This is a genomic window from Nocardia sp. NPDC049707 (assembly GCF_040674855.1).
GTDB lineage: Bacteria > Actinomycetota > Actinomycetes > Mycobacteriales > Mycobacteriaceae > Nocardia.
Genome location: NZ_JBFANN010000032.1, coordinates 79,469 through 91,274 on the forward strand (window position 1 = coordinate 79,469; position 11,806 = coordinate 91,274).

General features: G+C 67.3%; 10 protein-coding genes. 4 read left to right on the forward strand and 6 right to left on the reverse strand.

Annotation, left to right across the window (positions count from 1 at the left end; genetic code table 11):
- Nucleotides 1–8 precede the first annotated feature (8 nt).
- Nucleotides 9–392, forward strand: a complete 384-nt coding sequence (locus tag AB0J29_RS25685; RefSeq protein WP_364791203.1) for a phage holin family protein — start codon at nt 9–11, stop codon at nt 390–392.
- Between the two features lie 59 nt (nt 393–451).
- Here AB0J29_RS25685 and AB0J29_RS25690 read toward each other — a convergent pair whose 3' ends face one another.
- A complete protein-coding gene (locus tag AB0J29_RS25690; protein ID WP_364791206.1) occupies nt 452–1,324 on the reverse strand; it encodes a 1,4-dihydroxy-2-naphthoate polyprenyltransferase in 873 nt (290 codons plus the stop codon).
- Nucleotides 1,325–1,592: 268 nt separating this feature from the next.
- On the opposite strand from AB0J29_RS25690, the gene AB0J29_RS25695 reads away from it, so the two are divergent.
- Nucleotides 1,593–5,141 (forward strand): BTAD domain-containing putative transcriptional regulator, encoded by a 3,549-nt coding sequence (locus AB0J29_RS25695; RefSeq protein WP_364791209.1) that lies wholly within the window; start codon nt 1,593–1,595, stop codon nt 5,139–5,141.
- Nucleotides 5,142–5,175: 34 nt separating this feature from the next.
- Here the strand turns inward: AB0J29_RS25695 and AB0J29_RS25700 are convergent, their stop codons facing one another.
- The 5 genes from AB0J29_RS25700 to AB0J29_RS25720 all read right to left on the reverse strand — a co-directional run bounded on the left by AB0J29_RS25700 (nt 5,176) and on the right by AB0J29_RS25720 (nt 10,190).
- Nucleotides 5,176–6,015 carry an ABC transporter permease gene (locus tag AB0J29_RS25700; protein WP_364791212.1) on the reverse strand — a complete coding sequence of 280 codons (840 nt, stop codon included), beginning with the start codon at nt 6,013–6,015 and terminating at the stop codon, nt 5,176–5,178.
- The gene (locus AB0J29_RS25705) at nt 6,012–6,995 is read right to left on the reverse strand and encodes an ATP-binding cassette domain-containing protein (protein WP_364791215.1); all 984 of its coding nucleotides are present in this window, start codon (nt 6,993–6,995) and stop codon (nt 6,012–6,014) included. Before AB0J29_RS25705 ends, AB0J29_RS25700 begins: the two co-directional genes overlap by 4 nt.
- 208 nt (nt 6,996–7,203) lie before the next feature.
- On the reverse strand, nt 7,204–8,364 hold the full coding sequence (gene menE, locus AB0J29_RS25710; protein WP_364791219.1) for an o-succinylbenzoate--CoA ligase: 1,161 nt from the start codon (nt 8,362–8,364) through the stop codon (nt 7,204–7,206).
- A gap of 538 nt (nt 8,365–8,902) precedes the next feature.
- Nucleotides 8,903–9,295 carry a VOC family protein gene (locus tag AB0J29_RS25715; RefSeq protein ID WP_364791222.1) on the reverse strand — a complete coding sequence of 131 codons (393 nt, stop codon included), beginning with the start codon at nt 9,293–9,295 and terminating at the stop codon, nt 8,903–8,905.
- Between the two features lies 1 nt (nt 9,296).
- Complete coding sequence (locus AB0J29_RS25720; protein ID WP_364791225.1) at nt 9,297–10,190, reverse strand: 1,4-dihydroxy-2-naphthoyl-CoA synthase; 894 nt, start codon at nt 10,188–10,190, stop codon at nt 9,297–9,299.
- A 125-nt stretch (nt 10,191–10,315) separates the two neighbouring features.
- Here AB0J29_RS25720 and AB0J29_RS25725 point away from each other — a divergent pair, with 125 nt between their 5' ends.
- Both AB0J29_RS25725 and AB0J29_RS25730 read left to right on the forward strand, forming a co-directional pair.
- Nucleotides 10,316–11,059, forward strand: a complete 744-nt coding sequence (locus AB0J29_RS25725) for a PaaI family thioesterase (RefSeq protein WP_364791228.1) — start codon at nt 10,316–10,318, stop codon at nt 11,057–11,059.
- 86 nt (nt 11,060–11,145) lie between these two features.
- Complete coding sequence (locus AB0J29_RS25730; RefSeq protein ID WP_364791231.1) at nt 11,146–11,589, forward strand: hypothetical protein; 444 nt, start codon at nt 11,146–11,148, stop codon at nt 11,587–11,589.
- The last annotated feature ends 217 nt before the right edge of the window (nt 11,590–11,806 follow it).

Genomic DNA, 11,806 nt, shown 5'->3' on the forward strand with positions numbered 1-11,806 from the left:
ATTGGCGCATGCAGCTTCTGATTCGGTTGATCATCAACGCGGTGGCCATCTGGCTGGCCGCCGCTTGGGTCGACAAGATCGAAATTCTCAGTCCCGCGGACAAGGGCAATGGCGGGAAAGTCATTGTCATCGTGGTCGTCGCAGTGGTCTTCACCGTGGTGAACGCGGTGATCAAGCCGATTGTGAAACTTCTGTCGCTACCGCTGGTAGTCGTGACCCTCGGCCTGTTCCTGCTGGTGATCAACGCACTGATGCTGTGGCTGACCGCGAAGATCACCGAAACCACCGACTATGGCCTGCGCGTCGACGGCTTCTGGGCCGCCGTCTGGGGCGGCATCATCGTCGCGGTGGTCAACTGGGTCCTCGGCATCCTGGTTCCGGACGGCGACTGATAGCTGCGGCGCGGGCGACCCTCCTGGTCGCCCGCGCGCTATCAACCGGCGATACCCGACTAGCCGGCGATACCCAGCGCCAATGCGGTAACCGCCGACCACACCAACAGCGCCAACCCCGAATCGCGGAGCGCCGGAATCAATTCCAGCCCACCTTGACCGGAGCGCACCGGTGCGTTGGCGCGCACCGCCAACGGCACGGCGACCAGTCCGACCAGCGCCCACGGCGTGCGGACGACCAACAGCAGCGTCGCGATGAACGGCACGGCGAGCAGCGCCAGGTGCAGCGTCCGCGTCCGCGGATCGCCGAGTTTGACCGCGAGGGTGACCTTCCCGGATTCGGTATCGGTCGGAATATCGCGCAGATTATTGGCGACCAGTACCGCACTGGAGTACGCCCCGACCCCGATCGCCAGCACCAGGCCCGCCCATTCGATCCGCTCGGCCTGCACGAATTCGGTGCCGAGTACACCGATCAGACCGAAGAAGACGAAGACCGCCAACTCACCGAACCCGCTGTAGCCGTAGGGCTTGCTGCCGCCGGTGTAGAACCAGGCACCCGCCAGGCAGGCCGCGCCGACCAGCAGCAACCACCACGCCGTCGCGATGACGAGCACCAGCCCGAAGAAGGCTCCGACAGCCAGGCTGATGATCGCGGCATTCTTGACCGCGGCGGGCGAGGCGAGCTGCTGCCCGACCAGCCGCAGCGGACCGACCCGCACGTCATCGGTGCCGCGGATGCCGTCGGAGTAGTCGTTGGCGTAATTCACCCCGATGATCAGGGCCAGCGAAACCAGCAGCGCGAGAACGGCTTTCCACCACACCGCGCCATCGATGGAGGCTGCGGCGCCGGTTCCGGCGAGGACAGGGGCGATCGCGTTCGGCAGAGTACGGGGCCGTGCGCCCTCGAGCCATTGCGCTGCAGTAGCCATATTCGCAGCCTAGTGCGCGGTCGCGGTTCGGCCCGCTCGGGCGGTTCAGTTGGACTCCGCGGCCGCCTTCAGCCGGTCGGGGCCCTTCTCGAAATCCTGTCCGATCGTGTTGTCGAAGGGGAACACCTTCGCGATCAGTCCCATCAGAGCCATGCCAGCCCAGCAGGCAGTATCCGATGGCGGCACTCCCGGGTCCCTCCGTCGTCACAGTGCGCTATCGCCTTCGGGCCCGTCGCTCGCGCCCCGGCTCGCATACGATAACGCCGGAATGTCTCCGGATCAGAGCGGCCCGAACGGCCGAGGTCAAACCCTGACGACGCCCGCAGGCGAATCGGTCGTAGTGGCCCTGCTGGGCGAAATCGCGCTACGCCGAGACGGCGCGCTCGCGGCATTACCCGGGACGCGGTCGCGGCTGCTGCTCGCGGCTCTCGCCCTGCGCCCCGGCCGCAGCCGCAGTGCTCAGGCGCTGATCGATGAGGTGTGGGGTGACCAGCCGCCCCGCGCGCCGATGAACGCGCTGCACACTCAGGTGTCCCGGCTGCGCGCGACGCTACCGGACGCGGCGCTGGAGATCGGTCCGGCGGGCTACCGCCTCACCTTGACCACCGATCAGGTCGATGTGACCCTCGTGGACGACCTGGTGCGCGCGGCCCGCGCCAAACAGGCCAGCGGTGACCACGCCGGATGTCTCGAGGTGCTGACCCGGGCCAGATCATTCTGGCGCGGCGAGCCCGGTGCCGACCTCCCCGCGGGTGACCTTGCCGACGAACTACGCACTGCGGCCGCGCACCGGTGGTCCGAACTGGAGGCGATCGAGGTCGCCGCCCGGGTCGCCGGCGGGGATCTCGACGGCGCGGTGGCGATCACCCGCCGAACCGCGGCCGCGAAGCCGCTCGACGAGGCCGCGCACGCCACCGTGATGCGGTTGCTCGCCGCGGTCGGGCGGCCGAATGAAGCCCTCGACGTGTTCGCATCGATCCGCGGGCGGCTGGTCGAAGAACTCGGCGCGGATCCCGGTCCGGCGCTGGTGGAGCTGAATACCGCCATCCTGCGCGGTGATCCGATGCCCGGTTTCGCAGCGCGCACCGATCATGCCGGGGGCATGCCGACTCCGACGCCCATCGTGTATTCGGTCGCACCAGGTGATCCGACCGTATCGGTCGCGGTACGCGATTCGGCCGCACGAGATTCCGCCGGGCGGGATTCGATGGCGTTGGATTCGGTCGGACGGGTTGCGGATTCGGTCGCTGCCGCACCGCCGAGTGTCGTCTCGGCGATCGGCCTGCGCGCGGCCCCCAATGCCCTGCTCGGACGTGCCGCCGATCTGGACGCACTCGTGCAACTGCTGCACCGCTCCCGGGTGACGACCGTGCTCGGCCCCGGCGGCACCGGAAAGACCAGGGTGGCCAACGAATTGGGCGCCCGAGTCGCGCGCAGCGAATCCGTGGTGCTGGTGGAGCTGGCGTCGGTGCGGGCCGATACCGCCGCCGATCCGCGCGCCGATGTCGAGGCCGCGATCAGCACGACGCTCGGCCTGGGCGAGATGGTGCTCGAGCCGACGTGGCGGCGCTCGATCGGCTACAGCGATGCCGGTCGCCGACTGCGCGATGCGCTCGCCGCCCGCCCGACGCTATTGATCTTGGACAACTGTGAGCATCTGATCGATGCGGTCGCCGAGGTGGTCGCCGATCTGGTCGGCAGCTGCGACCAGCTCAGCGTGCTCACCACCAGCCGCGCGCCACTGGCGATTACCGCGGAAACGGTCTATCCGCTGGCGCCCTTGGCAATCGACGCGGCTGGATCGCCCGCAACCGAACTGTTCATGGCCAGAGCGCGCGCGGTGCGGCCCACCGTGCGTCTGGATCCCGAAGTGGTGGCCCGGCTGTGCGGCACACTCGACGGGTTGCCGCTGGCCATTGAACTCGCGGCCGCCCGCGTGCGGACCATGAGCGTCGAGGAGATCGAAACCCGCCTGGAACACCGATTCGCCTTGCTGCGCACCGGCGATCGCTCCTCGCCGGAACGGCACCGCACCCTGCACGCGGTCATCGCGTGGAGCTGGAATCTGCTCGCGGAGCCGCAGCAGATCGCCCTGCGCAGGCTGTGCCGCTTTCCGGCGGGGTTCACCCTCGATGCCGCCGAAGTGGTGGCGGGCGGCCCGGATATCGACGATGTGTCCACGGCTGTGGACGGACTGGTCAGCCAATCATTGCTCACCGTTCTGGACGACGACGAGGGCCTGATCGGAACCCGCTATCGGATGCTGGAGACAGTGCGCGAATTCGGTGAGGAACAGCTCACGCTGACCGGATCCGATGCGGCGGCCGGCATTCCGGGTGCGATCGACGAGCGACCCGTGGTGATGGATCGCATGTCGCGCTGGGCGCGTGACTATTCGATCGCCGCGGTGCACCGCTATCTCTCGAACGAGGTGGCAACCGTGCTCTCGGTCGGTGCGGAGCTCGACAACCTGGTCGCGGTGCTGCGGTATGCAATGGAGCGCAGGGATGCCCGCACGGTATACCGGGTCTTCCCGATCGTTGGCACGCTATGGATGATGCGTGGCGCACATATGGAGCTGGGCGGTTGGGCGCGCCGGATTATCACCCTGGCACCGGAACCCGGTCCGGTGCGCGGCACGGTCGCCGATCTGCAGATGCTCGCCCACCTGCTGACCGGTATGCACATGGCGTACCTGGGCGGCGGTCTGCGGCAGATGGCGACCACGCGGGCGCGAGTCCGTCGATTGCTCGGCACCGCAATCGAACTCAATGGTGGAGCGCGCTTTCTCGGCATTATGGCCATCGCGGATGTCTCGGGTGCCGACGCGCCGCGGCTGTTCGCCGACGGTGCCAGGTCGCCGGACCCCCTGGTCCGCGCCGCGGCGGTGTTCATGCGTGCGAACATCCGGGAGAACGCGGGTGACGTCTACGGTTCCACCCGGGACGCGAAGACCGCCCTGCAGCTGATCGAGAGCAGCGATGTGTGGGGCACGGCGATGGTCACCCAACATCTCGCGCAGCTCGCCGGACAGACCGCGAACTACACCGATGCGGTGGGGTACTACCGCAGGGCCGGGGAGCTGTTGCGCGAGTTGCGCGCCCACGACGAAGCCGTCGAGATGCGCAGCTATCTCGCGGTATCGCTGATCGGCGCGGGTCGGCTCGCGGAAGCGCGGCGGGAGTTGGGCTCGGTGCTCGGCGCTCGGCATGGTGATCCGGCACATGGCACCGCGATCGACGATCGGCATATCCGACGCAACCACCGCCTGGCGCCGGTCGTCATCGGAATGGCGGAACTGGAACTGGCCGAGGGCCATATCGACACCGGACTGCGCCACTATCGGCGGGCACTCGACCTGTACGGCTGGCCCGATGACGAACCGATGCCCGGCCCGGGCATTCTGATGACCGCGAGCGGGGCCGTGGACGCCTACGTGCTGTATGGGCGGGCGGCGGAGGGCGAGGATATCGCGCGCACCCTGGTCCGCCTCGCGACCGGGCGGCTCGGGCAGTTCTACGATCTGCCGCAGATCGGTGCGGTCGGCAATGCGGTCGGGACGTTCTATCTCGCGGTCGGACGACATTCGGAGATCGGCTTGGAGTTGGTCTCGCTGGCCGGCAAAGTGATGGCGCGACAGGATAATCCGTCGGCCGAATTGCGACGGCACGCGACGCTGCACCGAACGACGGTGGGGGACGCACGCTTCGACGAAGCACTGACCAGGGCCACCGGCATGCGTCGACGGCAGGCGGCCGCCAGGATTCTCGAACTCCTGCAGGAATTGTCCTGCGACAACGAAAGTCGCGGCGGGTGACATCCGTCTCCCACCGCGATTCCGGGTCATAGATTCATGCGCGACGCATGTACGCCTTGATGCTCAGCGGCGCGAAGATCACGATCACGATCACCGAGCCGATCAGCGACCACGCCAGATCGCTGCCGTAGACATTGCCGTTCATCAGCGCTCGGGCCGCATTCACCATGTAGTACACGGGATTCACGTGATTGAGTGCCTGCATCCAACCCGGCATGGTGCTCACCATCGCGAACGCGCCGGACATGAAGGTCAGCGGGAACATGACCATCATCGAAATGCCCTGCACCCCAGCGGCACTCTTACCGGTGACGCCGACCAGCGCCCAGATCCAGCTCACCGCGAATGAGCAGACCACGATGACCAATCCGGCGACCACGACACCGACCACACCGCCCTCGGGCCGGTAGCCGATGGCCAGGCCGACCACAATGGTCAGCGTCGTCGCCAGCGCGTAGCGCACCATATCGGCGATCAACGCACCCGCCAGCGCCGAAATGCGGGCGATGGGCAGGGATTTGAACCGGTCGAAGACGCCCTTGTCCATATCCTCGCGCAACTGGGTGCCGGTCACCACCGAGGTCAGGATGACCGTCTGCACCAGGATGCCCGGAACCAGGACCGGCAGATAGTCGTGCACGCTGCCGCCGATCGCGCCGCCGAAAATGTAGGCGAACAGCGCGGTGAACAGGATCGGCTGAATCGTCACATCGAACAGCTGCTCGGGATTGTGCTTGATCTTGAGGATGCCGCGGTAGGCCATGGTGAACGAGGTCGCCACGGTCTGGCGGAGGCTGATCCGGTTGCTGGCCTCTGGAATCGAATGCGGTGCCGCATGCCGCGCGGCCTTTTCGGTGGCTGTGATGGTTGTCATGCCGCGCTCCGTTCGTTTTCGTCGTCGGCCGGGTGGCCGGTGATGGTCAGGAAGACCTCGTCGAGGCTGGGCTTGGTGACGGTGATCTCGTCGATCGCGATCTCCCACTCGCGCAGGCGGATCAGCAGATCGGCGGTCATGCCCGCGTCCGGCAGCGGCGCCGTGAGCCGTCCGGCCTCGGGCGTGATCTGGGCCTCGGCGCCGAGGAAGTCGCCGACAATGCGGCGGGCCTCGTCGAGTTGGGCCCGATCGACCAGGGTCAGATGCAGCGACGAGCCGCCGACCGAGGCCTTGAGTTCGTCAGCGGTGCCGTCGGCGATCACCTTGCCGTGGTCGATGACGGCGATCCGGTCGGCGAGCTGATCGGCCTCGTCCAGGTACTGCGTGGTGAGCAGCACCGTCACGCCCGCGCGGACCAGACGGCGGATGGTCTCCCACATCTGGGCGCGGGTGCGCGGATCGAGGCCGGTCGTCGGCTCGTCTAGAAACAGCAGCGGCGGTGTCGCAATCAGGCTGGCGGCCAGATCGAGACGGCGCCGCATGCCGCCGGAGAAGTTCTTCAGCGGCTTGTTCGCCGCCTCGGCGAGGTCGAATTCCTCCAGCAGTTCGACCGACTTGCGCCTGGCGTCGATCCGGCTGAGGCCGAGCAGGCGGGAGAAGATGACCAGATTTTCGGTTGCGGTGAGGTCCTCGTCGACCGAGGCGTACTGCCCGGTGACACCGACCAGAGACCGGACCGCCGTCGGTTCCGCGACGACGTCACGGCCGAAGATGCGAGCGCTGCCCCCGTCGGGGCGCAGCAGGGTGGCCAACATGCGGATGGTGGTGGTCTTGCCCGCGCCGTTCGGGCCGAGCACACCGTAGACCGAGCCCTGCGGAACCGCCAGGCTCACACCATCGACGGCGCGCTGTTCCCCGAACACCTTGACCAGGCTGTCCGCCTCGACGGCGAGCGCTGCGGTGGGTGTGTAAGAAGTCATGCACAACACTGTGCGGCTGCCGTCTTGCACGGCCCTTGCACGACGGTGTCATGCGACCTTGCATCGCGATCGCGTGCTAGTTCACCGCCAGGTCAACGCAGGAAACGCGACTACTGATTTCCGGAGAACATGGGTAGCTCGCCGGGAACCGGCTAACCACGCCGGCGCAGGTCGCCGACGCGACTGTGGTGGCACCTCGGTGTGGCGCCTAGATACGGGGAGAGGCGGACAAGCATTCGCGGAGTTTGGCGCGGTCCGGCTTGCCGGGGCCGCGCAGCGGGAGTTCGTCGAGTAGCGCCAGTTCGCGCGGTGCGGCGATGGGATCGAGTTCGCGCACGACGTGATCGCGCAGCTCCTCGAGGGTCGGGGTGGCGCCGGCGGCGGGGACCACCGCGACCGCGACCCGCTGGCCGAGCCGATCGTCGGGCAGCCCGAGCACCACGCATTCGCTGATGCCAGGATGCGTGATCAGCACGGCCTCCACCACCTGCGGGATGACGACCAGCCCGCCGGTCATGATCGCCTCGTCGAGGCGTCCGCTGATGCGGAGCACACCGTTGTCGTATGTGCCCGCGTCCTCGGTGCGGAACCAGCCCGGTTCGGCGAAGGCCGGATGGTCGGGCTGGCCGCGGTAGCCGTTGGCGATCATCGCGCCGCCGAGCAGTACGCGGCCGTCCTCGATGCGAATCTCGGTGCCGTCGAGCGGAACTCCGTCGTACACACAGCCACCGCAGGTTTCGCTCATGCCGTAGGTGCGAACGACGTTGATACCGGCCGCTTTCGCGCGCTCGTAGACCGGCGCGGGAGTGGCCGCCCCGCCGACGAGCACGCCGTCCAACTGGGCGAGCGCCGCGGCGGCGGTAGGTGCCTCCAGCGCCTTGATCAGCTGGGTCGGAACCAGTGCGGTGTAGCGGCGGTCTCCGCGCATACCGGCTATCGCGCCGGCCAGCGCCTCGGGGAGGAAGCCGCCGGAAACGTCGAGCACGCTGGGTTCGGTACCAGCCAGAATGCTGCGCAGCAGCACCTGAATGCCCGCGATGTGATGGGTCGGCAGGGCGAGCAGCCAGGTGCCGGGGCCACCGAGTCGATCGTGTGTCGCGGTCCCGCTGGCCCGCAGCGCGGCGGAGCTGAGCATGGCGCCCTTCGGCACACCGGTGGTGCCGGAGGTGGTCACCACGAGCGCCACCTCGTCATCGATCGGTTCACCGGGGCCGAGCGCGTCGCTCAGTCGCAGGGCCTCTCGACGGTCGCTGGTCGGTATCGGCAACCATGCGGGGCCGTTGCCTTCCAGCACTTCTCGCAGATGCGGCATGACATCGCCCAGTCCCGATCCGGTGGGCATCGGCAGTGTACGCAGAGTTCGGCTCATGACCGGGCCTCGCTAGCGCTCGGCCCGGCCATCGCCGGTGGCGCTGTGTTGTTGATTCGCTCGCTGTGCTCGCTCATGACCGGGCCTCGCTAGCGCTCGGCCCGGCCATCGCCGGTGGCGCTGTGTTGTTGATTCGCTCGCTCATGACTTCGGCCCCGTCATGCGCGGGCGCGCGGTGGCCATGGCTGGTTCGCTTCGCTCTCACGACCGCACCTCGCTGGTGCCCGGCGCCGTCGTGCGCAGGCGCGCTGTGTTCATGATTCGCTCGCTGCGCTCCCTCACGAGTCTGATCGTGTCATGTCAACACGACCGCACGCGGCAGGGGTCGGTTTGCTGGGGCGGCGTGCGGGTGTTCGGCCGTGTCAGGGAGGAGGGCTCGGGTGCGCCGGACATCGAGACTGCGATTCACTCGGAGGACGGTACTCAAAATGGTCGCCCGGACGTCGGCGGTCGGGCGACCATCCGTGGGTTATCGTCCTCGCCGGGGCCGGCATTGGCAACTCGAGCCGAATCGCCCACGCCGCCGCCTGCGCTGCGATCAGTCCGTTGACCAGCGCGAATCCCGTCGGAGCGGATGTTCGGCCGGCACTTCGACCACAACGATCGGCACCCCGTCCGGATCGCGCAGCCACATTTCGATCAATCCCCACGGCTCGCGCACCGGCTCGCGCTCGATCCGAATCCCCTTCGGCGCGAGTTCCGCCGCGGTGTCGGAAATGTCGCGTACCTGCAGCCAGAGCGCGCCTTCGAAGGTGGTCGATTTGCCCGATCCGCCGTGCTCGGCCACTTCGATCAGCGACTGTCCAGCGAAGAAAACCGTGCCGCCCGGATACTCGTGCGCGATCGCCAAGCCGAGCCCGTCGCGGTAGAAGGCGAGGGTTGTCCGGTAGTCGGCGGGCCGCAGGATGACCCGGCTGCTGAGGACGTCCATCTCAGAAGTACCAGGGGTAGGGGGTCCAGTCCGGCTTGCGCTTGTCCAGGAAGGCGTCGCGACCCTCGATCGCCTCATCGGTCATGTACGCCATCCGGGTGGCCTCGCCCGCGAAGAGCTGCTGACCGACCAGACCATCGTCGAGCAGATTGAACGCGTACTTCAACATGCGTTGGGCCTGTGGGGATTTGCCGTTGATATCGGCGGTCCACTCCAGCGCGACATTTTCCAGTTCGGCGTGATCGACGACCTTGTTCACCGCACCCATCTGATGCATTTCCTCGGCGGTGTACGGACGGCCGAGGAAGAAGATCTCCCGCGCGAATTTCTGGCCGACCATTTTCGCGAGATAGGCGCTGCCGTAACCGCCGTCGAAGCTGCCGACATCGGCGTCGGTCTGCTTGAACCTGGCGTGCTCGCGGCTGGCCAGGGTCAGATCGCAGACCACATGCAGACTGTGCCCGCCGCCCGCGGCCCAGCCGTTGACCAGTGCGATGACCACCTTCGGCATGAACCGGATCAGCCGCTGCACCTCGAGGATGTGCAGCCGGCCCGCACGCGCCTGGTCGACGGTGTCCGCGGTCTCGCCATCGGCGTACTGGTAGCCGCTGCGGCCGCGAATGCGCTGGTCGCCGCCGGAGCAGAAGGCCCAGCCGCCGTCCTTGGGGCTCGGGCCGTTGCCGGTGATCAGCACCGCGCCGACATCCGGGGTCATCCTGGCGTGATCGAGCGCGCGATAGAGCTCGTCGACAGTGTGGGGGCGGAACGCATTGCGCACCTCCGGCCGATCGAAGGCCACCCGGACGGTGCCCTGTTCGATATGCCGGTGATAGGTGATGTCGGTCAGGTTCTCGAACCCCGGAACGGGCCGCCACAGCTTCGGATTGAACGTCACCCCAGTGATTATTGCCCCCGCCGATGTTTCGGGTGCCGGCGACTTCGATGCGAACTTCTACGGTGTCGATTCCATTACTCGACAGTACGACTTGACGGTGTATAACAACGCGATACCGTGCAGGGATGGAGAGAGCATCACGAAGCGATTCGATGAGGGGCGGCGGTCGGGCGACGGGCGGGCGCGAGGCAGTGAAACCGGTTCCGGACGATGTTGTCGGGCGGTCCGGTCCGCGCATCGACAACAGCGCGGTGGACGAATCCCGGTATGAGAAGCACGGCGGCTTCCCCAAGGTTTCCCCCGCGCACATCGGCGCCAACTACGGCCCGTTCGTCGAGGCCATGCGCACGCTGCAGGATCTGGCCGTCTCCGTAGACGCTCCCGACGAGATCTTCGGCGCGGCACTCGACCGGGCGCGCGAACTCATCGATCTGCTCGAGCCCTACCGCGCGCCGGAACTCCAGGGCCCGGCGGGCCGCGCGGTCGAATTGCCCGGGCGCGGCAGCCTTTTGCTGCTGCCGTGGCAGGTGGTCGAGGCCGGACCGGACGGCATCGTGATGACCGGTGAATTCCGCCGTTTCCATCTCGGCGGCAACGGCGCGGCACACGGCGGCGTGCTCCCACTGCTCTTCGACGACCTGCTCGGCATGATCGTGCACTACGCCGGACGGCCGATCAGCCGCACCGCCTATCTGCATGTGAACTACCGCAAGATCACGCCGTTGCAGACGCCGCTGACCGTGCGGGGTCGCGTCGATCGCATTGAAGGGCGAAAGACCTTCATCACCGCCGAACTGGTCGATGAGCAGGGCAATGTCCTCGCGGATTGCGAAGGATTGATGGTCCAATTGCTGCCGTGGCAGCCGTAGCTGGATGAGCGCCGTGTGACTCCGCGCACCGGTGCGTATAGTGACGTGCGCTCGTTCATCGACATCGATCCCGGAGGAACCTGAAAGTGGTTGCAGCACTGTCTGAATCCCTGCTCGACGACGCGAAGCGCACGGCCTTCCTTGCCGATGCCAAGGAGGTGCTGGACGCTGAGGTGTCGGACAAGGGTGGTGCGTCGGGCCTGGCCGTCAAAGGTGGCTACGCGGCGGTCAAGAAGATCAGCCCGTCCATCGTGCCGGACGCGCTGGAGTCCTTGGCGCCCAAGCTCGTAACGCAGCTGGAGCCGTTCTGGCAGGAATACACGGCGACGGGGTCCGGCAAGTTCGCCGACCTGCTGGTCGCCAAGTCGGATGAGGTCGCCGAGGCTTTGCTCTCGGTGACCGACGCGCGTGCCCAGGCCTCGACCCGCCCGGCGCTGCAGAAGGTCTACTCGTCGATGCGTTCCTCGGCCAAGAAGAACGTCATCGAGGCCCTGCCGCGGCTGGGCGACCTGGTGCAGCGGCACGCCTGAGGTTGTGTTTGATTGCCGCGCCTTCGGCGCGGCGGTGTTTGATTGCCGCGCCTTCGGCGCGGCGGGTTCGCGGCCCCCTGGTGTCTCGTGCGATCGCCAACACCGGCTCGGGCCGGGTCGTCGCGGTCATCTCCGGTTCGTTGACCACCAAGGCCCGTAGACGACCACCAGCGCCAGCACCACCACGAGTACCAGCGCGCTACCGATCAACCACTTG

Excerpts from the sequence above, each read along its gene's own strand:
- AB0J29_RS25700 (WP_364791212.1), bottom strand. The coding sequence starts at position 6,015 with ATGACAACCATCACAGCCACCGAAAAGGCCGCGCGGCATGCGGCACCG.
- AB0J29_RS25685 (WP_364791203.1), top strand. The coding sequence starts at position 9 with ATGCAGCTTCTGATTCGGTTGATCATCAACGCGGTGGCCATCTGGCTG.
- AB0J29_RS25725 (WP_364791228.1), top strand. The coding sequence starts at position 10,316 with ATGGAGAGAGCATCACGAAGCGATTCGATGAGGGGCGGCGGTCGGGCG.
- AB0J29_RS25695 (WP_364791209.1), top strand. The coding sequence starts at position 1,593 with ATGTCTCCGGATCAGAGCGGCCCGAACGGCCGAGGTCAAACCCTGACG.
- AB0J29_RS25715 (WP_364791222.1), bottom strand. The coding sequence starts at position 9,295 with ATGGACGTCCTCAGCAGCCGGGTCATCCTGCGGCCCGCCGACTACCGG.
- AB0J29_RS25705 (WP_364791215.1), bottom strand. The coding sequence starts at position 6,995 with ATGACTTCTTACACACCCACCGCAGCGCTCGCCGTCGAGGCGGACAGC.
- AB0J29_RS25690 (WP_364791206.1), bottom strand. The coding sequence starts at position 1,324 with ATGGCTACTGCAGCGCAATGGCTCGAGGGCGCACGGCCCCGTACTCTG.
- menE (WP_364791219.1), bottom strand. The coding sequence starts at position 8,364 with ATGAGCCGAACTCTGCGTACACTGCCGATGCCCACCGGATCGGGACTG.